17 protein-coding genes are annotated in these 24,611 nt (G+C 61.4%); 10 read left to right on the plus strand and 7 right to left on the minus strand.

From position 1 onward, the window contains the following. Window positions 1-5: 5 nt before the first annotated feature. Together BW967_RS07475 and BW967_RS07480 are read right to left on the minus strand one after the other, a co-directional pair. Complete coding sequence (locus tag BW967_RS07475) at window positions 6-779, minus strand: DUF6478 family protein (RefSeq protein ID WP_076484537.1); 774 nt, start codon at window positions 777-779, stop codon at window positions 6-8. A gap of 166 nt (window positions 780-945) precedes the next feature. After that, complete coding sequence (locus BW967_RS07480; RefSeq protein ID WP_076484436.1) at window positions 946-1,569, minus strand: hypothetical protein; 624 nt, start codon at window positions 1,567-1,569, stop codon at window positions 946-948. A 141-nt stretch (window positions 1,570-1,710) separates the two neighbouring features. On the opposite strand from BW967_RS07480, the gene BW967_RS07485 reads away from it, so the two are divergent. Both BW967_RS07485 and nagA read left to right on the plus strand, forming a co-directional pair. Further along, the gene (locus BW967_RS07485) at window positions 1,711-2,535 is read left to right on the plus strand and encodes a glucosamine kinase nucleotide-binding domain-containing protein (protein ID WP_076484437.1); all 825 of its coding nucleotides are present in this window, start codon (window positions 1,711-1,713) and stop codon (window positions 2,533-2,535) included. Next, the gene (gene nagA / locus BW967_RS07490) at window positions 2,523-3,674 is read left to right on the plus strand and encodes an N-acetylglucosamine-6-phosphate deacetylase (RefSeq protein ID WP_076484438.1); all 1,152 of its coding nucleotides are present in this window, start codon (window positions 2,523-2,525) and stop codon (window positions 3,672-3,674) included. The genes BW967_RS07485 and nagA overlap by 13 nt, the downstream gene beginning before the upstream one ends. Here the strand turns inward: nagA and serB are convergent. Continuing rightward, window positions 3,650-4,522, minus strand: coding sequence for a phosphoserine phosphatase SerB (gene serB / locus BW967_RS07495; RefSeq protein WP_076484439.1), 873 nt, complete (start codon window positions 4,520-4,522; stop codon window positions 3,650-3,652). The genes nagA and serB overlap by 25 nt on opposite strands. A gap of 167 nt (window positions 4,523-4,689) precedes the next feature. On the opposite strand from serB, the gene BW967_RS07500 reads away from it, so the two are divergent. The 3 genes from BW967_RS07500 (at window position 4,690) to BW967_RS07510 (ending at window position 8,337) form a co-directional block, all read left to right on the plus strand. Further along, entirely contained in the window at window positions 4,690-5,835 is a 1,146-nt protein-coding gene (locus BW967_RS07500; protein WP_076484440.1) for a phosphoserine transaminase, read from the plus strand. An 82-nt stretch (window positions 5,836-5,917) separates the two neighbouring features. Continuing rightward, complete coding sequence (gene serA / locus BW967_RS07505) at window positions 5,918-7,513, plus strand: phosphoglycerate dehydrogenase (protein WP_076484441.1); 1,596 nt, start codon at window positions 5,918-5,920, stop codon at window positions 7,511-7,513. Between the two features lie 65 nt (window positions 7,514-7,578). After that, window positions 7,579-8,337, plus strand: a complete 759-nt coding sequence (locus tag BW967_RS07510; protein ID WP_076484442.1) for a metallophosphoesterase family protein — start codon at window positions 7,579-7,581, stop codon at window positions 8,335-8,337. A 165-nt stretch (window positions 8,338-8,502) separates the two neighbouring features. Here the strand turns inward: BW967_RS07510 and pbpC are convergent, their stop codons facing one another. Together pbpC and BW967_RS07520 are read right to left on the minus strand one after the other, a co-directional pair. Then, window positions 8,503-10,545 carry a penicillin-binding protein 1C gene (pbpC, locus tag BW967_RS07515; RefSeq protein WP_076484443.1) on the minus strand — a complete coding sequence of 681 codons (2,043 nt, stop codon included), beginning with the start codon at window positions 10,543-10,545 and terminating at the stop codon, window positions 8,503-8,505. Next, entirely contained in the window at window positions 10,542-15,989 is a 5,448-nt protein-coding gene (locus BW967_RS07520) for an alpha-2-macroglobulin family protein (protein ID WP_076484444.1), read from the minus strand. Before BW967_RS07520 ends, pbpC begins: the two co-directional genes overlap by 4 nt. 99 nt (window positions 15,990-16,088) lie before the next feature. Here BW967_RS07520 and BW967_RS07525 point away from each other — a divergent pair, with 99 nt between their 5' ends. After that, window positions 16,089-18,359, plus strand: coding sequence for a response regulator (locus BW967_RS07525; protein ID WP_245826474.1), 2,271 nt, complete (start codon window positions 16,089-16,091; stop codon window positions 18,357-18,359). Here BW967_RS07525 and recQ read toward each other — a convergent pair whose 3' ends face one another. Further along, window positions 18,360-20,426 (minus strand): DNA helicase RecQ, encoded by a 2,067-nt coding sequence (recQ, locus tag BW967_RS07530; protein ID WP_076484445.1) that lies wholly within the window; start codon window positions 20,424-20,426, stop codon window positions 18,360-18,362. Further along, window positions 20,427-20,714, minus strand: coding sequence for a YggT family protein (locus BW967_RS07535; protein ID WP_076484446.1), 288 nt, complete (start codon window positions 20,712-20,714; stop codon window positions 20,427-20,429). Window positions 20,715-20,856: 142 nt separating this feature from the next. Between BW967_RS07535 and BW967_RS07540 the strand changes: the two genes are divergently transcribed. From BW967_RS07540 to BW967_RS07555, 4 genes are all read left to right on the plus strand, one after another. After that, the gene (locus BW967_RS07540) at window positions 20,857-21,390 is read left to right on the plus strand and encodes an acyl-CoA thioesterase (RefSeq protein WP_076484447.1); all 534 of its coding nucleotides are present in this window, start codon (window positions 20,857-20,859) and stop codon (window positions 21,388-21,390) included. A gap of 77 nt (window positions 21,391-21,467) precedes the next feature. Then, window positions 21,468-22,811 (plus strand): MFS transporter, encoded by a 1,344-nt coding sequence (locus BW967_RS07545; RefSeq protein ID WP_076484539.1) that lies wholly within the window; start codon window positions 21,468-21,470, stop codon window positions 22,809-22,811. An 11-nt stretch (window positions 22,812-22,822) separates the two neighbouring features. Continuing rightward, the gene (mepA, locus tag BW967_RS07550) at window positions 22,823-23,731 is read left to right on the plus strand and encodes a penicillin-insensitive murein endopeptidase (protein ID WP_076484448.1); all 909 of its coding nucleotides are present in this window, start codon (window positions 22,823-22,825) and stop codon (window positions 23,729-23,731) included. Then, window positions 23,704-24,597 (plus strand): esterase-like activity of phytase family protein, encoded by an 894-nt coding sequence (locus BW967_RS07555; protein ID WP_076484449.1) that lies wholly within the window; start codon window positions 23,704-23,706, stop codon window positions 24,595-24,597. The genes mepA and BW967_RS07555 overlap by 28 nt, the downstream gene beginning before the upstream one ends. Window positions 24,598-24,611 lie beyond the last annotated feature (14 nt).

Genomic DNA, 24,611 nt, shown 5'->3' on the forward strand with positions numbered 1-24,611 from the left:
CCCCCTTAAATTTCAGCGCGCGGATGGCGCGCGAAGGTCAGGTCGCGCAGCACGATCTGGTTCATCTGCGGCCCTTCGAAGATGATATCCACCCAAGCCTTCTCGACCCGCTTTTCATTCATCTTTGTATAGGCGAGGTCGAATTCGACGAAATTCTGCCCCGTCTGGACGGGCAGTTCGCGCACCAATTGGTCGGTGTTCGGGCCGTGCTTCACATTCAGCCGGCAGAAAATCTCAAGCGGTTTTTCCAGCTCCACCTCAAGCCCGAGCCGGATCAGATGGTTGCGCCGCAGCCCTGTCACGCCTGCCTCGGGGAGGTCCAGTACCAGCGACAGGAAAGACCCGTCAAAGCGGAACACATCCATGCGCAGCCCAAAGGGAGCTAAGTCTTGCACGCCAGTATTACGGATTTGGCGCAGGGTCAGTTCCGAGACTTTGCAATCATGAAACAGCGTAACCTCGCGGCCCATCATCGCGCGCGATTGCGCGGCCGCGACTCCTTGCGGAAAGACTGGCCCACGCCAAACCTCGGGGCGCCAAGCCCAATCGCAGCCCAAGGGGCGCTCAATCCCATCCCCACCGCCCAGCGGCATCGAAAGCTTGCCCTCAGCGGCGAACAAAACCCGGTCAATTTCACGTTTGAGAGCGCGGGCATCAGAGCGCAGCTGCCGCAATTCCTGTCCCTCAAGCGCGGGGGCAAGGCGTGCGGCGCGGGCCCAGCGGGCGAGCATCCGGCCTTGCACAAGCCGATCAAGGAAGGTGTTAGACTTGCCCGTCATTTTCACCATTGTGCCCCAATAGTGCTACAGTGCCTCTGCGGCGTTGCGAATTGCGAAACAATCTACCCCACATGTCCCATTTGGCATGTCGAGGCGTGGAAATGAAGCCGCAAATCATTCGACATGGGGGTTTTCCCGCACGTCACAACTTATGCGTGAGCCAGATTCAGTTCGCGGCGCGGATACTCGCCTCTAGCGATTGCAAAAGGGAGAGTTGTGCCTTGTCGCTTAGGGCGCTGCCGCGCATCGGCATCACCGACAGCGCGGCGATATGACGATCCAGCCCGGTGATCGCGCGCCAGTAAACGGTATCAAGCGGCCCCTTCGTTACGGCGGAGCGGTCCGATATTTTGAACAACAAGCGTCGCTCTTGTTCTTGCACCGTCAGAATTTCGACGTCTTCGGCCTGCCCAGATCGCGCCATCGCCGCGCGCCCGGCTTCGGACTGGAAGAAGGTCTCGTAATTCTTCAGGGCAGTCTCAAGCGGAACGTCGGGCATGGGGCCGACGGTGGCGCTTAGGAGGGCGCGGTGCTTGGGTTGCGGTGCGCTCCCATCTCGCGCAATCGCGGCGCAATTGCCCCAAAGAACAAAGGCTGCCTCGGCTCCGTCTTGCCGCGATTTCGGATCAACGCAATAGCCTTCAGGCGCGGCAAGTGTCAGGCTGCCATCCAATACATTGGCGCGGCTGCTGACCTCGGCGGGTTTGATGATCGGTAGCGGCACCACGGCCACACAACCCGAAAGCGCCATTGTTCCCAGCGCCAATGCCCAAACCGATTTGCGTAACATCTGCCCCCCAGTGTTCGGGCAATCTCCTAACAATCTCGTTACCAAGATCGCAAGCCCGGATCGGGCAGCACGCGGATATTCGCCGTGTTTCGCCTTGCCCGGCTCCAAGCCGCGCGGCATCTTGCGGCAAACGGAGGGACGATGATCTATCTGGGCATTGATGGCGGCGGCAGCGGATGCCGCGCGGTTTTGGCCGATGCGTCGGGTCAAGTTTTGGCGCGCGGCGAAGGTGGGCCTGCCAATATCGCCTCCGATTACACAACCGCTGCAGCGCGCTTAAAGGCTTTGGCGCTTGAGGTAATCGGGGATCATCCGGTGGCTCAGGTGCGCGCGGTTTTGGGCGTGGCCGGGGCAAACCTTTCGGGCGCCGGGGGGCGCTTGGCGGCAGAACTGCCGTTTCGCGCCAAGGTGGTGCAAGACATTGCCACGTCGCTGCGCGGGGCGCTCGGTGAAGGTGATGGGATCGTGGCGGCGATTGGCACGGGCTCTGTTTTTGCGCGGCAATTGCATGGCGAGGTGAAAGCGATCGGCGGCTGGGGCTTTCGGTTGGGCGATGAAGCGTCGGGCGCATGGATGGGGCGGCTAATGCTCAACCGCATCACCCGGATGCTGGATGGCTATACGCCGCTCACCCCTTTGGCCGAGACGGTGCTGGCGGATCTGGGCGGCGGGCCGGGACTTGTGGCCTTTACGCTCAACAAAACGCCGGGGGATCATGCCCGCCTCGTTTATAAAATGGCGGCTGCGCTGGATGACCCGTTGACACAAGAGGTCATGGCAGAAACGCAGGCGGAACTGCGCCGTGCAATTGGCTTGTTGCAATGCGATCCGCCCTTGCCGGTTGTGTGGCAAGGCGGGCTCGGCCCCACGCTTGCGCTGCCCGATTGGCCTCGGGCCGAGCCTTTGGGGACGGCGGTCGATGGCGCGCTGGCCATGGCGATGGATGAAACGATATGGGCAGAGTGATCTTTACTGGCGCGCGGTTCTTTGACGGTGCAGCCTTTCATGAGGGCCAGGCGCTGGTGGTCTGCGATGGCCGGATCGAAGCGATCACACCCTTGGCGCAATGCCCTGAGGGAGAGCAGATCGCGCTCAAAGGCGGGGTTCTCGCGCCGGGCCTTGTGGACCTACAAGTGAACGGCGGCGGCGGGGTGATGCTGGGTGCGGGCGATGACCCGGTGCAAGAGATCGCCACGATTTGCACTGCCCATGCCGCCTTGGGGACGACCTCTGTTTTGCCCACGCTCATCACCACCTCTGCTGCTGAAACGCGCAAGGTCTTGGCGGCGGGCGTGGCGGCTGTGGGCCGTGTGCCGGGGTTCTTGGGGTTGCATCTTGAAGGCCCGCATTTGGACCCCAAGCGCCCCGGTTGCCATCCTGCCCAGCATATCCGCCCGATGGATCAAGACGACCTCGAAACACTCTGCGAAGCGCGCGCCGGTTTGCCCGCGCTGAAAATTACTCTGGCTCCGGCTGCGGTGACGCCCGAGCAAATCGCCCGGCTGACCGAAGCGGGTGTTGTGGTGTTTCTGGGCCATGCCGAATGCAGCTTTGCGGAAGCGCAGGCTGCAAGCCAGGCAGGTGCGCGCGGGGTGACGCATCTTTTCAACGCAATGAGCCAGCTTGGCTCCCGCGAGCCCGGTCTCGTGGGCGCGGCGCTGAGCCTGCCCTTCGCTGTGGGGTTGATTGCCGACGGCATTCACGTCGCGCCGGAGACTGCAAAGCTGGCGCTGCAACTGGCCGGGGATCGGATCTTTCTTGTCACCGATGCGATGGCCGCCGCGGGCACTGATTTGGCGGCGTTCGATTTGGCCGGGCAGCGCATTTTGCGCGCCGATGGCGCCTTGCGCACCGAAAATGGCACGCTTGCTGGCGCAGACCTCAGCCTGCCGCAAGCTTTGCGGTTTTGCTTAGGCACTTTGGGTCTGCCGCCCGCGCAGGCGCTGGCGATGATGACCGCTCGCCCCGCGGATGTGATTGGGGCAAGGGCCGGGCGCATCGCCCCCGGCTATCCCGCCGATCTGTTGCATTTCACCGAAGATTGGCAGCTTGCCCGCATCTGGCAGGGTGGGGCCGAGCTTCAGGCAAAATCGCCGACCGCGTAGCCCTGAATGTAAAGCAGCGCCGACAGGTCACCGTGGTTGATGCGAATATCGCACTGCGCCGCGACAGAGGGTTTGGCGTGCAGCGCCACGCCTGCGCCCGCCAGTTTCAACATGCCCAGATCGTTCGCGCCATCGCCCACCGCCATCACTTGTTCGGGGGCGAGGCCAAGCCGGGCAGTGATGTCATGGAAGGCCTGCACCTTCGCCTCGCGCCCCAAGATCGGCTTGACCGGAATGCCCGTCAGCGCGCCGTTTTCAATGCCAAGCACATTGGCGCGATGCTCCTCAAACCCGAGCGTTTCGGCGACATAGGCCGTAAAGGCGGTGAACCCGCCCGAGACCAGCGCGCAATAGGCGCCATTGGCCTTCATCGTGCGCAGCAGATCGTGCCCGCCCGGCATGAAGGTGATGCGCTCGGCAATCACCCGCGCGATCACGCTTTCCGGTAGCCCGGTCAAAAGCCCCAGCCGCTCGGTCAGCGCGCCTTCAAAGTCGAGCTCTCCATTCATCGCCCGCGCGGTGATTTCGCTTACCTGCGCGCCGACGCCCGCCACATCGGCCAGCTCATCAATGCACTCTTGCTGGATCATCGTGCTGTCCATATCGGCCAGCAGCATCTGTTTGCGACGCCCGGCCTGCGGTTGCACGACAAGGTCGACACCCATGCCTTGAAGATCTTCCCACACTTGCCAGCGATTCTCGGGCACGCTTTCCAGCGCGAATTCCGCCGCAATACCGGGGGCGAGCCAGCGCAACTCGCCGCCCCCCCAAGCATTGCGCAGCGACTCAACCGCAATGGCGGTCAGATCGGCAGCGGTGGGGTTGGCAAGCAAAGTGGCAATAAACATGGGCTTTATCCGGTCTGTTTCCGATAGTGGAATTCTGTGTCGCTTTTTGCGTCTGATGCGACGCTTTAGCGGTATTTTCTATATTGTGCCAGTGCAGCGAAACCTATACCAGCGACGGCGGGACACCCCTCCCCAACGAGGGGCGTTTATCTGGAAGGATAGCACAGATGGCACAGACTGCTCCGGCCACGCGGCCGGCTAACCCGCGTTTTTCTTCGGGCCCCTGCACGAAGATCCCCGGTTACTCCCTCGACATGCTTGCTGATGCGCCGCTTGGTCGGTCGCACCGTGCCGCGATTGGCAAAGCCAAGCTGAAAGAGGCGATTGACCTCACCCGTGAAATTCTGGGCGTGCCTGCGGACTACCGCATCGGCATCGTTCCTGCCTCGGACACCGGCGCTGTTGAGATGGCGCTCTGGTCGCTCCTTGGCGCCCGCAAAGCGACCATGTGCGCTTGGGAAAGCTTTGGCTCCGGCTGGGTCACCGATGTGGTGAAACAACTCAAGATTGACGCCGAAGTGAAAGAAGCTGGCTACGGCGATATCGTCGATTTTGCCACCGTCGATTTTAACACCGATGTTGTGTTCACGTGGAACGGCACCACCTCGGGTGTGCGCGTGCCGAATGGCGACGCGATCCCGGCGGACCGCGAAGGCCTGACCATTTGCGACGCCACCTCGGCCGCTTTCGCGATGGACTTGCCGTGGGACAAACTCGATGTCACCACCTTCTCTTGGCAGAAGGTGCTGGGCGGTGAAGGTGGTCACGGTGTGCTGATCCTCAGCCCGCGCGCTGTGGAGCGCCTTGAAAGCTACGCCCCCGCATGGCCGCTGCCGAAAATCTTCCGCATGACCAAAGGCGGCAAGCTGATCGAAGGCATCTTCAAAGGTGAAACGATCAACACCCCCTCGATGCTTTGCGTCGAAGATTACCTTGTCTCGCTGAAATGGGCGCAAACCGTGGGCGGGCTGAAAGGCCTTGTCGACCGTGCCGCCGCCAATGCCAAAGTTGTCTGGGATTTCTGCGACGCCAATGACTGGATCGCGAACCTTGCGAATGATCCGGCGACGGCCTCGACCACCAGCGTTTGCGTGAAATTCACCGACGACCGCATCAAAGACGGTGCTGCCTTTGCCAAAGCCGTGGCCAAACGGCTGGAAAAAGAAGGCGTTGCACTGGACATGGGCGCCTATCGCGATGCCCCGGCTGGTCTGCGTATCTGGTGCGGCTCGACGGTCGAGAAATCGGACGTTGAAGCGCTGATGCCGTGGGTTGCCTACGCTTTTGAAGCGGAAATCGCGGCGCAAGCCTGATTTCACGCCTGATCTGTGAACGTGATGGGCGCATGCGGCGCCCATCCTTCCCAAATTTTCTGAATATTCAGGAGCCCTAGAAATGGCCCCCAAGGTTCTCATCTCCGACGCCCTCTCTGACGCCGCCGTTCAGATCTTCAAAGATCGCGGCATCGAGGTCGATTTCCAGCCGAAACTCGGCAAAGACAAAGAAAAACTGGCCGAGATCATCGGCAACTATGATGGTCTGGCGATCCGTTCGGCCACCAAAGCTACGGCTGCGTTGCTCGAAAAAGCCACCAACCTCAAAGTGATCGGTCGCGCGGGTATCGGTGTCGACAACGTCGATAAAGAAGCCGCGTCGAAAAAGGGCATCATCGTGATGAACACGCCCTTCGGCAACATGATCACCACTGCCGAACATGCGATTGCGATGATGTTCGCCGTGGCACGCCAAATCCCCGAGGCTTCGGCTTCGACCCATGCGGGCAAATGGGAAAAGTCGAAATTCATGGGTGTCGAGCTGACCGGTAAAACGCTCGGCGTGATCGGCGCGGGCAACATTGGCGGGATTGTGTGCGACCGCGCCAAAGGCCTGAAAATGAAGGTCGTAGCCTATGACCCCTTCTTGGGCGAAGAAAAGGCGCAAAAAATGGGCGTCGAAAAGGTCGAACTGGAAGACCTGCTCAAGCGCGCCGATTTCATCACGCTGCACGTGCCGCTGACCGACAGCACCCGTAACATCCTGAGCCGCGAAAACCTCGCCAAAACCAAACCCGGCGTGCGCATCATCAACTGCGCCCGTGGCGGTCTGGTCGATGAAGAGGCGCTGGCCGAAATGCTGAAATCGGGCCATGTCGCAGGCGCTGCCTTTGACGTGTTCTCGGTTGAACCGGCCACCGAAAACCCGCTTTTCAACCTGCCCAACGTGGTTTGCACCCCGCACCTTGGCGCCTCCACCTCGGAAGCCCAAGAAAACGTGGCGCTGCAAGTGGCCGAGCAAATGTCGAACTACCTGCTCGACGGGGCTGTTGAAAATGCGCTCAACATGCCTTCGATGACCGCTGAAGAAGCGAAGGTCATGGGCCCCTGGGTGAAACTGGCCGAATACCTCGGTGCCTTCATCGGCCAAATGACCGATGAACCGATCAAAGCGATCAACATCACCTATGACGGCACCGCTTCGGGCATGAACCTCAAAGCGCTCGATTGCGCGGTGATCGCGGGCATCATGAGCCGCGCCAACCCCGATGTGAACATGGTCTCGGCCCCGGTGATCGCGAAGGAACGCGGCATCCAAATCTCGACCACGACGCAAGACAAATCGGGCGTGTTCGATGGCTACATCAAAGTGACCGTGGTCACCGATGAGCGCGAGCGGTCGATTGCGGGCACTTGCTTCTCGGATGGCAAACCGCGCTTCATCCAGATCAAAGGCATCACCATCGACGCCGAGGTGGGGCAGCACATGCTCTACACCACCAACAAAGACGTGCCCGGCATCATCGGTACGCTCGGCACGATGCTTGGCAAGCACAAGGCCAACGTCGCGAACTTTACCCTTGGCCGCGCAGCGGCGGGTGGCGAAGCGATTGCCATTGCCTATCTTGATGAGGTGCTCGGGGCCGAGGCTGTGGCCGATTTGGAAGCCACCGGTCTCTTCCAGCAAGTGAAGCCGTTGGAATTTAATATCCGCTGAGCTAGCTAACCTTAGGTAATCGGGGCCCTCCGCGACCGCGGGGGGCCTTATCCATTGGAGAGACTATGCAGACTTACGCCATTGGCGACATTCACGGCCAATATGACCTGATGCTGCGCGCCTTCGAGATGATTGAAAAAGACCGCGCCCGCGATGGCGCGGCCGATAGCCCAGTGGTGGTGCTGGGCGATTTGTGTGATCGCGGCCCAAAATCGGCGCAGGTGATCGCGCATTTGTACGAGGCCCAAAGCCGGGGCGAAAACATTGTTGTGATCAAGGGCAACCATGACCGGATGTTTTCGACCTTTCTAGATGATCCGTGGAAACGCGATCCGCGCCTGAGGCCCGAATATACTTGGCTGCACCCGCGCCTCGGTGGGCCGCAGACGTTGGCAAGCTATGGCATCCGCGAACCGGGCAATCGCCCCGTCGAGCAAGTGCATACCGAGGCACTTTGCGCCGTGCCGCCCGAGCATCGCATCTGGGCGCGAGAATTGCCCACCAGCTACACCCGCGATGACGCTGTTTTTGTGCATGCGGGCATTCGCCCCGGCATCCCGCTGGAGGCGCAACAAGAAGATGATCTGGTGTGGATCCGGGGCGAGTTCCTGACCGATACGCGCGACCATGGTGCGCTTATTGTGCATGGTCATACCGCGCTTGATGAATCCACCCATTATGGCAACCGGCTCAACCTAGATAGTTCTGCTGGCTATGGTGGGCCGCTGTCCACCGCAGTGATCGAGGGGCGTAAAGCGTGGCTCTTGACCCCCGAAGGCCGCCAGCCGCTGGAACCCGTGCTGCTGGAGCCCATGGTTCGTTAACCCTTTTCGACGATGCTGCGGCATCGACGATCAAAGGGCGTAACAATGAAACATGGTAGCAAGCACAAGCTGGTCGGGCAGTGGGAAATGGTCGAGCCGAAGGGCAGCAACACGGGTCGGGCGCGCCTGTGTTTCATTTGGCGGTTCGCGGGCTAAGACGCTCGTCTAACGGCGCAGGATAACCTGCCGATGCGCGGCGCGGCCTTGCGCGTCGAGAACCGTTAGGCTCACGTAACCGGGGTTTGTCAGGTTCAGCACCGTTTCGCGCGTGCGTGAGCCCACAATCAGCGGCGCGCCGTTCACGAGCCATGTGAAGGGCGGTTGACCGCCACGCAGCTTGACCACCAGCCCTTGGCCCGCTGTTTCCACCTCGGCCCCATCGGGCGGGAAGGTGACTTCCGGCGCACCCGCCACCACCTCGGCAAAAGCGGCATCACGCGGGCGGAAGCGTTGTAACGGTTGCGGCAGTCGCGCATTGGGCAGCAATAGCGTAGCGGGCGGCGGCGGTGGTAAAGGCGCGCGTTCGGGCCCAACCCGGTCGAACATCTCAAACAGGATCGGCGCGGCAAGCTCGCCGCCAAAGGCGCCCGGCACCGGCGTGCCATCGGCCCGCCCCATCCAAACGCCCGCCACATGGCGACCATCAAAACCCAAAGCCAGCGCATCACGGTGCCCATACGAAGTGCCGGTCTTATAGGCGATGCGATTTGGCGTGCCGCCCGGCGGCGGCGCGATACGCGACAAAATCTCGCTCACTTGCCACGCGGCCACGGCTCCGAACAACTGCCCATCCAGCGGATGTGCCCCACCCGCTTCGGCAGAAAGCTGCACCGGTTGGCCCAGACGGGCGAGCGCGGCATAGGCTTGCACAAGGTCTTCAAGACTGATCCCCAGCCCGCCCAAGCTGATCGCCAATCCGGGTGGCGCGCTCGTGGGCAGGGTGGGGGTCGCGCCTGCGCGGCGCAAAGTGGCCAAAAGCCGTTCGGGCCCCAAAGCCTCTGTCAGACTGACCACAGGAATATTGAGCGACAGCGTCAGCGCTTGGCGCACCGTCACGGTGCCGCGAAATTCACGGTCAAAGTTCTGCGGTCGCCACGGGCCAAAGGCAACGGGGCGGTCTTCGATCAGCGTTTCGGGATGGGCGAGGCCGTCATCAAAAGCCAGCGCATAGATAAACGGCTTGAGCGTAGACCCCGGCGAACGCGGCGCTTGGGTCAGGTCGACAAACCCGGCGCGCGCGCTGTCTGTCCATTCTGCGCCGCCAACTTCGGCCAAAATCTCCCCGTTCTGATGATCGGCCAAAAGCATCGCCACGGACACTTGCCCGACCTGCCCGCGCACCGCACGGCGGGCGAGTTTTTCCGCCGCGCGCTGCAGTTGCGGATCAATCGTTGTTTCGATCCGCGCGCCTTGGGGCGCACCGGCAAACAGCCGTGCGGTGAGATGTGGGGCGAGCGCCGGGAAATCGCGCCGCGCGGTTGGGATGGGTTCGGCCTTGGCCGCTGCGGCGCTGTCTTTGGCCAAAACACCTGCGGCAGCGAGCCGATCCAACACCCGGTCGCGCGCGGCTTTGGCCGCTTTCGGGTGGCGGTCCGGGCGGCGGCTTTCTGGCGATTGCGGCAGGGCGATCAAAAGCGCCGCTTGTGCGGGGGTAAGCCGCCGCGGCTCTTTGCCAAACCAAGACAAGGAGGCCGCCCGCAAGCCTTCAAGGTTGCCCCCATAGGGAGCGAGCCGCAGGTAAAGATCAAGAATTTGCTCCTTGCTCAGCCGCCGTTCGAGCGCCAGTGCCACCCGCGCCTGCCGTGCTTTGCCCGCCAGCGTGCCGGTGGGGCCATCTTCCAAAAGCCGCGCCACTTGCATCGTTAACGTTGAGGCCCCCGAAACGACTTTTTGATGCCAAAGCACCTGCGCCCCGGCGCGCAAAACCGCCCAAGGGTCCACGCCCGCATGCTGCCAAAACCGCCCATCTTCATAGGCGACAAGCTCTTGCAGATAGGCGCAGTCCACCGGACCGGGGGCCAGCCTCCAGCGCCCATCGGCCACCGGAAAGGCACGCAACAGGCTGCCATCACGGGCCAGAACTTCAGTGCCGACAGCGATGGTTAGGGGCGGCAAGTCGGTCGCCGCGATCCAGTCGTTAAACGCATCGCGGCCGCCCGCAGCCAGTGCAAGGGCAAGGGCGGCCGCAAAGAAAAGCCGTGGTCTCACTCGATCCGCACCACCCCGGTGTCCCCATGCGCGCGCATCTCAGGGCGATACATATCTTCGACCGAGGGCGCGGGATGCAAGAAGGTGCCGGGCGACACCGCGCGGACGATATAGGCAAGCCGGAACGGTTGTTTCGACTGCCAATCCACCGCCGCCAAGAACTGGTCTTGCCGGAACTCGGTCATCCGCGTGTCGGAGGTGGCTTCCAGCCAATCAAGTGCCGCCAGATCGCCGCCACTGATCAGGTTCGGGTTGTCGATCTCAAAACCTGCGGGCAGCGGATCAGAAACCATCAGCCGCGCTTCTTGATAGCCCTGCGGCGCAACTTCCAGAACCGTCACCAGCCGCGTGCCTTGCGCCACAAGCGCGGGGTCGGCGCGCTCCCCTTGCAGCGTGTAATAGCTACGGCTGATCGCCCAGCCATTGCCGCCTGCGGGTTCCGCCACTTCGGGCACACCCACCGTTGTCAGCGTCAGCGTGGCCGGGCGCGCCCCGGTATTGGCAATGGCAATCGAGCGGCCAGCGGTCTCCGCGTCAATCACCTTCACGAGCGGCCCCTCGGCGGGCAGACCATCAATTGTGAGCCCATCTGCGCCGGGGCGATCAATCAACGCATGGGCGGCCAGCAGCGTCCAAGTGGCTTCCTGCGTTGACAGCGTGCCGGTGTTGAGCCGCCCCATCAGCGAGGTGCCAACCGTGTCTAGGCTAACGGCATTGGACCCCGATTCGGAGGCCAGCGCCAGTACCGCCGCACTGTCGCGCAATTGGGTGCCATAGTCGTTGCGCCAACCGGGTTTTTCTTTGCCATAGTCACGGATCATCCGCGCGGCGCGGGCAAACATCGCATCGGCCCGCGTTTGATCCCCATAAGAGGCCAGCGCCGCGCCCAGTTGGGCCGCTGCCAAAGGCGTGCCGAAATCATCGCCCTTCACATCGGCATAATAGCGCAAATCACCGACGGCTGCCGCCCCTTCCCGCGCCAGCACCATAAGTTGATAGGCCAGTTCCTGTCCGCCACCATTGGAGTTTGCGTCAAAATCTGGCGCGTAGTTGATTTGGTTGCGCAGATTATCGAGCGCGTTGCGGAAGGCGGTGTCGGGCACCGCATGGCCCGCTTTACGGGCTCGGCTCAGGAAGTCGGTCACATAGGCATCAAGCCAGCCATCGCCCGCATCGGCGCGCCACAGGCCAAACGCGCCAGAGGCATCTTGATTGGTCAGCACCTTGCGAATGGCGGTATCAATCCGGTCTTGCAAATCCGCGGGCGAGGCCAGTTCCATCGCCTCAGCGACCGAGCTGAGGTAAAGCAGCGGCATCGCCTTGGAGGTCACCTGCTCGGTGCAGCCATAAGGGTAACGATCCAGCGCCGACAGTAGCGCGGGTGTGTTGAACTGCGCGAGCGGGCCAGAGGCGAGCGTGGCGCGCGCCGAACCGGGCAAGAATCCGGCAAAGACATTTGCGTCAAAGGTGAAGGTATTCCCTGCCGCAAGGTCAAACCGCGATTGCCGCGCGACCTCGGGGCTGAGGTTCTTCACCTCCACCTTCAGTACTTTTTCCAAAAGCTTGCCATCGGGGGTGGTGAGCGCCACGCGCACCTCTTGCACGCCTTCAATCATCGGCGCAGTCAGCGGCACCTCGATTTCGGCTTTGCCAAGGTCGGCCAAATCAATGCCCGAAGGCGCCGCGCCAAGGCCAAGCCCCATCGAACTCACATCAAGTCCCATCCGGCCCGAAGGCCCGGTGGCATGGACAATCTCAAGCAACAGGCGCGAGCGGTCCCCCGGCGCCAAGAAGCGCGGCAGCGAGGCGGTAACGACCACCGGATCGCGCACCAGCACATCTTTGCTGGCTTGCCCAACCCCGGTTTTGGACCAAACCAAGGCCGAAAGCCGTACCGTGCCATTGAAGGCGGGCATGTCAAAGCTCGTGTGAATCACCCCGTTTTCATCGGCCGTCAAAGCGCCCGAGAAATAGGCCACCAATTCCTCTGTCGGGGGCGGCGCCTGCATCGACATTTCGCGCGCGGCATCGCCGCCAGAGCGGATCACGCCTGCCTCGCCCGCGCGGCCATCAATCAGCCGCCCGTAAATATCGCGCAGGCCGACGCCCAGCCGACGTTGGCCAAAGTAATGCGCCTGCGGATCGGGCACTTTGAAGCCCGTCAGGTTCAAAATCCCCAAATCCACGGCGGCAATTGTGGCATGCACGGTTTCACCCGGCGCGATCCCTTCGACCTTGAGCGCCACCGGCATGGGGGCGCGCGGGTCAGAGGCATCGGCCATATCAAAGCTGGCCATCAGTGCCCGCAGCCCCGGATCGACCTTGGCATAGGCAAGCCCCATCGCGCGGTTCGGGGCGCGGGTGGGGGCCTCTTCAGCCAAGGGCCGAAGGACAGAGGCCGTGACATAGGCGCCTGCGCCCCATTCTGCGGTGACGGGGAGCGTGATTTTGTTCTCGCCCTCGGCCACTTCAACCGCCTCAAGCGAAATCACCCGGTTGGAGAGGACCGACACCAGCGCTACCCCTTTGGCAGGGGCAACCACCCGCAATTGCGCGGTGTCGCCCGCCTTATAAGCGGGTTGATCCAAAGAGAGTTGCAACCGATCGGGGCTGGTCAGCACATCGGCAGGCGCATACCAGCCCGCATCGAAAGCGTAGCTTGCCACAACCTCATCATCGCCGGTTTCAATCACCAGCTCATATTGGCCCCAATCGACCTTGGCCGAAACGCTAAGCGGGTTGAGCGTGCCGGTGGTGGCACTGCCTTCGGCCACACGGGTGCGATGCGTGATCGGCTCCCAGTTCCAGTAGCCATCCATCGCATACCATTGATACTGCGTCTCGACCCGGTTCACGACCCAGCGCACCGGAAGCGCCACGGGCTGCACCTTGTCATTGAGCGCGACAATCTCAAAGCCCGCCTCGGTGCCCTCGGCCACGGTATTCTCGCCAAACATCGGCTTGATCCCGACCACGGGTTTGGGCGGCATCACGAGCCGCGAAATGCTGCGCTCCACCGGGCGGCCCGAGCCCTCTTTCACGCGCAGCGTGAAGGTGGCTTGCAGCGGACGGCCTTGATCAAAGCCATATTCGGGGATTTCCGCCCAGATATCGGCATGGCCCCGGGCATCTGTTTCGCCGCTATCGAGCCCACCCCAAGAGGTTTCGGTGGGTTCGTCATGGCGGCCAAAGCGATAGCCGTCATAGCCGGGCACGGTTGCGGCAGCGCGCATCGTCAAATCGCCTTCGGTTTCCAGCGCGGCACCGGGTGCACCGAAGAGATAGCGCGCATCAAGCGCGATTTTGGGCAAATCACCGCCCGAGAGTACGCCCTCGGGCAAGGTCAGCGTGAAGTCGATCCGCTCGGGCAGGAAGTCTTCGACCAGCAGTTTTTTAGAGGTGAGCGGCGCGGCTTTCGGGTCGGCAAAGATATCCAACCGCCAGGTGCCGCGCGGCACCTCGGCCCCCAAATCCATCGCGACCAGATGCCCGCCATCGCCCACATCTTCGGCGAGAGAGCGAGCATATTCCACGCCATCGGGGCGCATCAGCACGGCGGTAAGCGGCAGGCCATTAAGTGCCGTGGCAGTGGAATCGCGCGCCAAAAGCGTGGCGTGGATGGTTTCGCCCACCCGGTAGGCACCCCGGTCTGTGGCCATGAAAACATCAATAGCCGGGGCAGGCGGCATGCCTTCGACCCCGCGATCCGAAAGGTCAAACTCGGCATCCGAAAGCGATAGGAAGGCCAGATCATCGCCGCGTGTCACCGAAAGCAGACCCGGCGCAGCATTGCCTTGGCCTGCCGCCAGTTCCGGGCCGAAATGGGCAAGCCCGGCAGCATCGGTCATGGCGGTGGCAATCACGCTGTTGCCTTTGGAAACCAGTTCCACCTTGGCACCATCCACGGCGGCGGCATCAGAAAGGCCACGCACCGCGACGGTAAGGCCATCCGCGCCGGAAAACGTCGTCATCCCCAGATCGGAAATGGCAAACCATTGCGCGGCGGGCGGGCTTTCATATTCGTCGGCACCGGGTACCGCCGCCACCAATACATAAACCCCCGCGCCCAAGGCCCCGGTCACCTCTTGCACCGGCAGGCGGGTGGTCATGTCGCGGTTCACTTGCAGCTTCACATCTGCGGTGCCGCGCCAGACCTCTTCGGCCATCTCGCCCGCGAAATAGTCGAGCCCCCAACTGTCGAGCGACTGTGCAAAATAGCCATCGCGCATCGCCGCGATCAGGTTGCGGTCGGAAACGCGCAAGATTTTTAGGTCCAGATGCTCAAGGTTGACCGTTTGCACCGGCACGCCGGTATCGGCTCCGCGCGGCAGGATATAAGAACGCCCAGCAAAGCTTACGGCGGGCGAGCGGTCGCGCACATAGGCCGTGATCTCGACATCTTTGCCCAGCGTATCGCCGCGCGCATCGGGCAGGCCCTTGCGGAAGGTCAGCGAGATACGCTCACCATGCTCAATTCCGCTGATGCAGATTTGGTTCGCCTCGGCTTCAACGCTGAGCCCCGCTTTGGGCAGTTGCACAAAGCTTGCGTAATCTACCCCGCTTTTCGCAAGGTTTTCTGAGAAAGTGGCGCAGATGCGCGGGCTGGCTTTGTCGGCCTCCACCTGATGCTCAGAGATCCGGAACCCGTATTTTCCCTCAGCCTTTTCCAATGCGGTCGCAATGTCTTGCCGGTTGGAAAGCGTGACTGCGAGCCTCAAAGCTCCCAGCATTTCCTTGGTGCGGCGCGCCTTTTCCAACGCGTCTGACATCACCAAAAGCGCTTGCGCTTGGCCCGCACTGTTGGGGGCACGTAGATAGCCGTTCACCGCTGCGGTCACTTGCTGCGACGCGGTCGCGCGGGTGTTGCTGAGCGCCAGTCCGATTGTGGCGTAATCCACCCACAAATCGGCGGAGTCATTCAGCACCAAAAGCGCGCCGGTAAGGGCTTGCACCCGTTCTCGGTCGTCGCGTTCGCGGGCGGCTTGCAACGCCTGCTGCAACTCGTTCGGCGAAGAGAAATTCGTCATATGGCGCCGCCCCATGGCATTGGCCATCTCGGTCGCAGCAGCGATTGTGCCCTCGCGCAGAAAGCCAAGATCGGCAGCACGAATCCGGGCGCGGGCTTCCGTCTCTTTGGCCGCTTTCACCACAACCCCGGAATAGGCACCCTGATAGGGCGTCATTCCGGTGATCTCTGTTTTGGGGAAGCACGAGTTGTTGCGCGCGTTAAAGGTGATCGCTTCACAGGCCGGGATTTGTAGACACGCCGCCTGACAGGCTTCCAACGTGGTGTCGAACAATTGCGCCAAATCGCGCCCGCTCAGGTCCATCCCTTCTGCGATGGAGAGACGTTTTGCAGGGGTCAGCGGCCTATCTTGGGCGGCTACAGGCAGCGCGGCCATGAGAGAAAGCGAGAGGGCGAGCAAGGCTTTGGGCAAATGCATTTGATCCTCCGGACTGGATGCCAAGAGCGTCTCACGCAAAGGAATTTCGTTCAACGGTGAAGCTCACACCCCAACAACGTTAACTGCAAATTCACCCAAATGGCCGAGTTTTGCCGGAAAGACTTTGAATGGGTGCCGGGCATGGAAGCCGCGTTGTCGGAAAAATTGGCGCAAGAACGTCGCGCGCGGTTGGCTGCAGAACGTCTGCTGGAGCAAAAGAAACGCGAACTTTTCGCCGCTAATCAAAAGCTTGCGCTGCATGCGCGGGCGCTTTCAGATCAGATCGTGAAGCAACGCCACGGGTTGCAAGTGGCCCTGACGGAGGCTGCCTCTCTCAAGGGGGAAAACCATCGTGTGCGCGGTGATCTGGAGCGCGCAGAATCGGTTGCGATGATCGCGCAGCGCCGTCTTTGGGACGCGCTTGAAACGATTCAGGACGGTTTTGCCGTTTATGACAGTGAGTTGCGGCTTGTTGTGGCGAACAAAGCCTATCTGTCTTTCTTTCATGGCGAGATCGCGGTGACGGCCGGCGTCACCTACGATTCCGTGCTCAAGATCGTTGCCAATCATCAGATGATTGATATGGCGGGCCGTGACCCGCTTGATTGGCATCATGACATGATTGCCCGAATCAAACGCGAGCATATCGAGCCGATGGTGCTCAAGACCCGCGAGGGGCAGCATATCAAGATGATTGATCGGTGGAGCGACGACGGTGACCTTGTGTGCCTGTCGCAAAACATCACCCCGATCATTGAGCGTGAGCGCGAATTGGAAGAGGCGCGCAATAAGGCCGAGGCAGCGAACCGCGCGAAATCCGCCTTCTTGGCGAATATGAGCCATGAAATCCGCACACCGATGAATGGCGTCGTGGGCATGGCCGAATTGCTTTACGAAACCGATCTGAACGAAGAACAGCAGCTTTACGCGGAAACGATCCGCTCTTCGGGCGAAGCGCTGCTGACGATCATCAACGACGTTCTGGATTATTCGAAGATCGAGGCGGAACGGCTGCGGCTATACCCCGAACAGTTCGATCTGGAGCGCTGCCTGCACGAGATCATGGTGCTGCTTCAACCCTCTGCCAAGGATAAGGGGATCAAGCTTCTGGTCGATTACGACCTGTTCTTGCCCACCCGCTTCATGGCGGACCCGGGGCGGATGCGGCAGATTTTGACCAACCTGATTGGCAATGCGGTGAAGTTCACCACCTCTGGTCATGTGCTAGCACGTGTCGTCGGTTTTGAGCGTGAAGACGATGCCTATGAGCTTCACGTCACCGTGGAAGATACCGGGATCGGTATTTCCGCCGACAACATCGACCATGTCTTCGGCGAGTTCAATCAGGTGGAAAGCACCTCGAACCGCCGGTTTGAGGGCACCGGGCTTGGCCTTGCGATCACCCGGCAGTTGGTGCTGCTGATGGGCGGTTCGGTTTGGGTGGACAGCAATCTGGGCGAGGGCTCGTGCTTTGGCTTTATCGTCACCTTGCCGCGCGCCGAACCTGCTGAACCCGTCGACCGACCGACCCCGCCCGTCACCCTGCGCGCGGCGCTGGTGGTGGATGACCTTCTTGTGAACCGGGTCATTTTGGAACGCCAGCTTGAGACCTATGGGCTCGAAGTCACGCTGTGCCGCACTGGGGCAGAAGCGCTCAACGTCATTGATGATGGCGGGCAGTTCGATGTGGTGCTGACCGACCATCACATGCCCGACCTTGACGGGATCGAGCTTTCCAAACGCCTGCGCGCGATGGGGCATGAAACGCCGATTTTGCTGCTCACCTCTGACAATGCCGCGCTGGAGCAGGCAGAGGCGGATTGCAACCTTTTTGGCTGCCTCGAGAAGCCCGTGCTACGCTCCGATCTGTTCCGGATGCTGCAAAAAATCTCTGTCGGGCCCGAACCGGAGCCGCTGCCCGAACCTGAACCGCCGCCGCCCCCGCCGCCTGCGCCGGTGAAGCGGCAGATGCGGATCTTGGCCGCCGAGGATAACCGCACCAACCAATTGGTGTTCGGCAAGATGGTGAAGGATCTGGATATCGAGCTGCGCTTTGCGGGCAATGGTCGTGAGGCGGTAGAAGAATGGCGCAAATATAAGCCAGACCTGATCTTCATGGATATCTCGATGCCCGAAATGGATGGGCGCGAGGCGACCCGCGCGATCCGGTCTGAGGAATTTGGCACCGGGGCGCATGTGCCGATTTGCGCGCTCACCGCCCATGCGATGGAGGGCGATAGCGACTCGATCTTTGAAGCGGGGCTCGACCATTATCTGACGAAGCCGCTCAAGAAGGCCGCGATCACGGACCGGATCAAGGCGCATCAACCCGAGGAAGCGCGCCCGGTGCTGCCGGAACCGGAAGAGTAATCAGCGCTCTTCCGCGATAATCGCCAGAAACGCCTCGGCGAAGCGGTCCAATTTCGCTTCGCCCAATGCGCCGACCTTTTCCAGTTCCGCGCGGGTGCGGGGTTTCTTTTCGGCAATTCGGCGCAACACATTGGCCGGGCAGGTCAGGAACCGATCATAGCCATCAGACCCGCGGGCGAGGTCGCGCTGGGCGGCCTCAAGCGCATCATAAAGCGTGCCCGCCTCGCGCCCTGCCAATTTGCGCCGGGCCGGATGGACGGGCGTTGCGGCTTCGGCCCCGGCAATCACCTCCAAAAACGCAGCGCCATAGCTTTCGAGCTTTTTCGCGCCCACGCCGCTGATCCGTGCGAATTGGTCGAGCGTTTGCGGCCGGGTTTCGGCCATTTCAATCAAGGTGCGGTCGGGAAAGACCATATAGGCGGGCAGGCCAGCGGCCTCGGCCAAGGCGCGCCGCTTGGCCTTGAGTGCCGAAAGCAGCGGCGCATCCTCATCTGACACCAGCGCCTTGGGCACATGTTTTGCGCGCGCCTTGCGCACCAGATCGCGCCGCAACGTGATGCTTTCTTCACCGCGCAAGATCGGCCGGGCGCGCTCAGTCATCACCAATGCGCCATGCCGTGCGGTATCAGGGCGAATGAGGTCATACCCCTGCATTTGCCGAAACACCGCCTGCCATTGCGTGCGGCTCAGGTCTTTGCCCACGCCAAAAGTCGGCAGCTTGTCGTGCCCGCGCGCGGTGATCCGGTCATTGGTTTGGCCCAGCAAAATCTCGATCAGATGGCCCGCGCCGTAGCTTTCCTCCGTGCGCAGCGCGGCAGACAGCGCTTTGCGAACGGGTTCGGTGCCGTCAAACAGGTCTGGCGGCGTGTCGCACAGATCACAATTCCCGCACGGCTCGGAGCTTTCGCCGAAATAGGAGAGCAGCCTTTGGCGACGGCAGCCCGTGGCCTCTGCCAGCCCCAAAAGCGCATTCAGCCGCCCGTGATCTGCCGCTTTACGCTCCGGCGGGGCCATGCCTTCGTCAATTTGTTGGCGACGAAAGCGGATGTCATCGGCGCCATAGAGCGTAAGCGTTTCGGCTGGCGCGCCATCGCGGCCCGCGCGGCCAATTTCTTGGTAATAGCCTTCGATCGACTTGGGCAAATCGGCATGGGCGACCCAGCGGATATCTGGCTTATCGACCCCCATGCCAAAGGCGACGGTGGCGACCACAATCAACCCGTCTTCGCGCTGAAAGCGGGCCTCGACTGCGCGGCGGTCTTCCGCCTCCATGCCACCATGATAATGGCAGGCGGGGTGCCCTGCCTCTTGCAGCGCTTTCGCCAATTGTTCGGTCTTCGCGCGCGAGGCACAATATACAATGCCCGATTGCCCGCGCCTTGCAGCGGCAAAGTCGAGGATTTGCTTGCGTGGTTGGTCTTTGGGCTCAAAGACGAGCGAGATATTGGGCCGGTCAAACCCCCGCAGGAACGTGGCCGGGGCCTGCCCATCAAACAGCCGCGTCACAATCTCAGCGCGGGTTTCTTCGTCTGCCGTGGCCGTAAACGCCGCCAAGGGTACATTCAGCGCGCGGCGCAGATCGCCAATGCGCAAATAATCGGGGCGGAAATCGTGGCCCCATTGGGACACGCAATGCGCCTCGTCCACCGCAATCAGCCGGGTCTTGGCGCGGCGCAAAAGGTTTTGCGTGCCAATGCCAGCGAGTCGCTCGGGCGCGATGTAAAGGAGCTTGAGGCGCCCTTCATCAATTGCAGCAAAGACCTCTTCGGTCTCTTCTTCGGTATTGCCAGAGGTGAGCGCGCCCGCCGCAACGCCCGCCTCACGCAGTGAGCGCACCTGATCGCGCATCAACGCAATGAGCGGCGAGATAACGACCGTCAGCCCGTCTAGGCACAGCGCAGGCAGTTGGAAACACAAAGATTTCCCGCCGCCCGTCGGCATGATCGCCAAAGTGTTGCGCCCTGCCAGAACCGCGCGCACGATCTCTTCCTGCCCCGGTCGAAAGGCATGGAATCCGAACACCGAGGCAAGCAATGCCTCGGGCGCACGCTCCGGCTGGTCGGGCATTTAGATGCCCAAAAGCCGCTGGATGAAGATCAGGGCGATGATCACGATCATAGGCGTCAGATCAATGCCCTGCATCGGCGGCAAGATGCGCCGGATCGGGCCGTAAAACGGCTCAAGCGCGCGGGTCAGCAGATCCCACAGCTTGTAAACGAGCGGCTGGCGCATGTTCAGCACGTTGAAGCCAATCAGCCAGCTCATGATCACATGGGCCAAAATGACGAACCACAGGATCTGGAACACCAGCGACAGCGCCACGAGCACGCTATAGGGCAGGAAGGAAGAAAGCATCGGAAACCTCCGCAAAGTTAGCTGACAGGTAAGCGAGCCGCGCCCGTCTTGCAACTGTTGGACGTGGGGCATTTTCCGCAAGGGCATGGTTGACCGGGCTGCTGCGCTGCGGCAAGGGGGATATAGCTGAACGGAGGGGTTCATGTATCCGATCATTCGTATGATGAAGGCGATCATCGGTTCGCGCGGAAAGCGCATGGATATTTTGGACCAGATCACCACCACGCATCGGGCTTGGCCGTGGGATATTGACCCTTGGAAAGACCTCAACAACGGCCGGATCATCACGCTGTTTGATTTGGGCCGGATCGCACTTTCGGAACAAACCGGGCTGACAAAGGCCATGCTGCGCAACCGGTGGGGGATTGTGGTGGCGGGCAATACCACGCGCTACCGCAAGCGCATCACGATGCTGCAGCGGTTTGAAATGCGCACCCGTTGCTTGGGTTGGGACGCGCGCTTTTTCTACATGGAACAGGCGATGTGGCGGGGCGAGGAATGCTGCAACCACATTTTGATCCGGGGGGCCATAACGTCCAAAGCCGGGATCGTGCCGCCGCAACAGGTCGTGGAAGATATGGGGCACAAGGGCATGAGCCCCGAACTGCCCGCTTGGGTGCAGGCTTGGGCTGCCGCCGATCAACAGCGCCCATGGCCGCCCGAAATGCCGCGCTAAATTCCACGGATAAGGTAAATCTTGCGCCACTGGCCGCTTTAGGGCTTTGATCTTGCCATCCGGGACAGGGGGGCATGATGATCACGGACCGCAAGCGCATCTGGGGATGGTGGTTCTTTGACTGGGCGAGCCAGCCCTACAACACACTGCTGATCACCTTCATTTTTGCCCCTTTCATGAAGGTGCTTTTGGGTGATGGCACCACCGCGCAAACGGTGTGGGGCTATGGCGTTGGGGCGGCTGGGCTGATCATCGCGCTGGCCTCGCCCTTCCTTGGTGCGATTGCCGACCGAACCGGGCGACGGCTCCCCTTCGTGTGGCTTTTTTCGCTCATGTATGTGCTGGGCGCGGCGGGGTTGTGGTTTGCCATTCCCGGTGATTTCAGCCTGATCTTGATTATGTTGTCCTTTGCGATTGGCATGATCGGGATGGAATTTGCCACCGCCTTCACCAATGCGATGCTGCCAGATCTCGCGGGGCGCGAAAATATCGGCAAGGTTTCGGGGTCGGGCTGGGCCTTTGGCTACGTTGGCGGGCTCTTGTGCCTGATCATTATGCTTACCTTGCTGCAAGCCAATCCAGAGACGGGCAAGACCCTGATCGGGCTTAAACCTATCCTTGGGCTGGATGTAGCCACGCGTGAAGATACCCGCGTTGTCGGCCCGCTGACCGCGCTTTGGTATGCGGTTTTCATGATCCCGTTTTTCCTATGGGTGCGCGAGCCGCGCCATGCGGGCGCGGTGCCGGTGGCGCAAGCCACCCGCGAAGCTTGGCCAGAGCTGCGCGAGACGCTTTCGCATCTGCCGAAAAAGCCGAGCCTCTTTGCGTATCTGGCGGCATCAATGTTTTATCGCGATGGGCTCAATGGCATCTACACCTTTGGCGGCATCTATGCGGCGGGGGTGCTCAATTGGTCGATCACGCAGATCGGCATTTTTGGCATTTTGACGCTGATCACCGGGTCTTTGTTCGCTTGGCTTGGCGGGCGTGCGGATGATCGCTTCGGCCCAAAATCGGTGATCGTCTTCAACCTTTTGATGCTCACGGCGGTGGTGATTGGTGTGGTGATGATCTCGCGCGACAGCGTCTTTGGTATTGCGGTGCCTGCTGAAAGCAGCTTGCCCGATATCGCCTTTTTCATCTTGGGTGGGTTGATTGGCGCAGGCGGAGGGGCTTTGCAATCGGCCTCCCGCACGATGATGGTGCGCCAGTCCGACCCAGAGAAGATGACCGAATGCTTCGGCCTTTATGCGCTGACCGGCAAGGCCACGGCGTTCATTGCGCCGATCTCAATTGGGGTGGTGACGGGAATGACTGGCAGCCAATCCGCCGGGATCACGCCGATCATCGTGCTTTTCGTTTTGGGGCTGATCCTGCTAGACTTCGTAAAAAGCGCGGGGGACGATACCCGCAACAGTTGAGAGGAGCCCAGATGAGACCCCTACGCCTGTTTGCCGCCCTGACCCTATTGGCGCTGACCATCACCCCGCTGCAAGCCGAGCCTTTGGCACGTACACTTTTTGGCTCTAAATCCATGCCCGCGCAGGGGGCTTCTGAGCCGATTGGCACTTATGCACGGGGCTGCGCGTCGGGGCTGCTGCAATTGCCCGAAACCGGGCCGACGTGGCAAGCGATGCGGTTGAGCCGTAATCGAAACTGGGGCCAGCCAGAGACGATTGCCTTCATTCAAGACCTGTCCGCCTATGCCGCCACTTTGCCCGGTTGGCAGGGGCTTTACGTCGGCGACATCAGCCAGCCGCGTGGTGGGCCAATGACCGGCGGGCATGCGAGCCACCAGATCGGGTTGGATGTTGATATCTGGATGTTGCCGCCCAAATCGCTGCGGTTGAGCCGCGGGCAGCGCGAAAATATCTCGTCCATCTCGATCCGCACCGAAGACCAAACCCGCGTGAACGGCAATTGGACCCCGGCGCATATGGCGCTTTTGAGGGCGGCGGCTTCGGACCCGCGGGTGGATCGCATCTTCGTTGCGGCGGCTGCCAAGATTGCGATGTGCAATCAAGCTACTCGGGCTGATAAAGCTTGGTTGCAGAAGATCCGGCCGTTTTACGGTCATAACGTTCATTTCCATGTTCGGCTCAAATGCCCTCCGGGTTCGCGTTTGTGCGAAACGCAAAAGCCCACCGTTCGGCAGCTTTCAAATGGCGGTGATGGCTGTGACGAAACACTGAATTGGTGGGTGACGGATATGCTCAACCCGCCTAAACCCACGGGCAAGCCCGCGAAACCGGCCAAGCCTCAGCCGGTGAAGAAAAGCGCGAAAACCTATGTGATGTCGGATTTGCCTGCCCAATGCCGCACCGTTCTTGCCGCGCCCTGATCGCGGCCTTCGCCCTTGCCTTGGGCGCTTGCGCGGCAACCGCGCAAGATAAAGCGAGCTTTCTGCAAAGCTATGAATGGACCCGACCTGAAAAGGCCTTTGGGGGCTTTTCGGCGCTCGAATTGGCAGAGGATGGGCGCGGCTTCATTGCCCTTTCCGACCGTGCCACGCTGTGGCGCGGGCAGCTTGCGCGCGATGCGTCAGGGCAAATCGTCGGTGTGCAGACCGCTGGCCCCGTCGTTTTGCATGACAGTCTTGGTCGGGCGTTGCGTGATCATACGGGCGACTCCGAAGGTTTGGCGGTTACCAAAGGTGGCGTGCTTTATATCTCGTTTGAGGGTTTGGCCCGGGTTAGCGTGTTCCCAACGGATGCTGGGCCTGCGGGGCTTTTACCCCGGCCTGAGGCGTTTCGGTTCTTCCCAAGGAACGGCGCGCTAGAGGCCCTAGCTGTCGCAGCGGATGGCACGCTTTATACCCTGCCGGAAGAGGTGCCGGGGAGCGTGGGCGTAACCCCGATCTGGCGGTATCGAAGCGGGCTTTGGAGCCAGCCCTTTGCCATTTCGCGTGATGGAGATTGGAAGCCGGTGGGCGCCGATTTCGGCCCCGATGGTCGTTTCTATCTGTTGGAGCGTGATTTTCGCGGCCTTTTTGGGTTTGCCTCGCGGGTGCGGGTGTTTGACATTACGGGCGACAAAATCTCCGCTGGTGAGGTTCTGTTGCAAAGCGCGGCGGGCCAGTTTGACAATCTCGAGGGGCTGGCGGTCTGGCGTGATGCCAAGGGGGCGATCCGGCTCACGATGATCTCGGATGACAATTTCTTGCCGATCCAGCGCACCGAAATTGTCGAATACAGCGTTAATCGCTGATGTTTTGCTTGACC

The organism is Rhodobacter aestuarii, assembly GCF_900156655.1.
Taxonomy (GTDB): Bacteria; Pseudomonadota; Alphaproteobacteria; order Rhodobacterales; family Rhodobacteraceae; genus Rhodobacter; species Rhodobacter aestuarii.

What these genes read in the sequence shown, in the direction of transcription:
- BW967_RS07475 (WP_076484537.1), bottom strand. Translation starts at nt 779, where the DNA reads ATGACGGGCAAGTCTAACACCTTCCTTGATCGGCTTGTGCAAGGCCGG.
- BW967_RS07480 (WP_076484436.1), bottom strand. Translation starts at nt 1,569, where the DNA reads ATGTTACGCAAATCGGTTTGGGCATTGGCGCTGGGAACAATGGCGCTT.
- BW967_RS07485 (WP_076484437.1), top strand. Translation starts at nt 1,711, where the DNA reads ATGATCTATCTGGGCATTGATGGCGGCGGCAGCGGATGCCGCGCGGTT.
- nagA (WP_076484438.1), top strand. Translation starts at nt 2,523, where the DNA reads ATGGGCAGAGTGATCTTTACTGGCGCGCGGTTCTTTGACGGTGCAGCC.
- serB (WP_076484439.1), bottom strand. Translation starts at nt 4,522, where the DNA reads ATGTTTATTGCCACTTTGCTTGCCAACCCCACCGCTGCCGATCTGACC.
- BW967_RS07500 (WP_076484440.1), top strand. Translation starts at nt 4,690, where the DNA reads ATGGCACAGACTGCTCCGGCCACGCGGCCGGCTAACCCGCGTTTTTCT.
- serA (WP_076484441.1), top strand. Translation starts at nt 5,918, where the DNA reads ATGGCCCCCAAGGTTCTCATCTCCGACGCCCTCTCTGACGCCGCCGTT.
- BW967_RS07510 (WP_076484442.1), top strand. Translation starts at nt 7,579, where the DNA reads ATGCAGACTTACGCCATTGGCGACATTCACGGCCAATATGACCTGATG.
- BW967_RS07520 (WP_076484444.1), bottom strand. Translation starts at nt 15,989, where the DNA reads ATGCATTTGCCCAAAGCCTTGCTCGCCCTCTCGCTTTCTCTCATGGCC.
- BW967_RS07525 (WP_245826474.1), top strand. Translation starts at nt 16,089, where the DNA reads ATGGCCGAGTTTTGCCGGAAAGACTTTGAATGGGTGCCGGGCATGGAA.
- recQ (WP_076484445.1), bottom strand. Translation starts at nt 20,426, where the DNA reads ATGCCCGACCAGCCGGAGCGTGCGCCCGAGGCATTGCTTGCCTCGGTG.
- BW967_RS07535 (WP_076484446.1), bottom strand. Translation starts at nt 20,714, where the DNA reads ATGCTTTCTTCCTTCCTGCCCTATAGCGTGCTCGTGGCGCTGTCGCTG.
- BW967_RS07540 (WP_076484447.1), top strand. Translation starts at nt 20,857, where the DNA reads ATGTATCCGATCATTCGTATGATGAAGGCGATCATCGGTTCGCGCGGA.
- BW967_RS07545 (WP_076484539.1), top strand. Translation starts at nt 21,468, where the DNA reads ATGATCACGGACCGCAAGCGCATCTGGGGATGGTGGTTCTTTGACTGG.
- mepA (WP_076484448.1), top strand. Translation starts at nt 22,823, where the DNA reads ATGAGACCCCTACGCCTGTTTGCCGCCCTGACCCTATTGGCGCTGACC.
- BW967_RS07555 (WP_076484449.1), top strand. Translation starts at nt 23,704, where the DNA reads ATGCCGCACCGTTCTTGCCGCGCCCTGATCGCGGCCTTCGCCCTTGCC.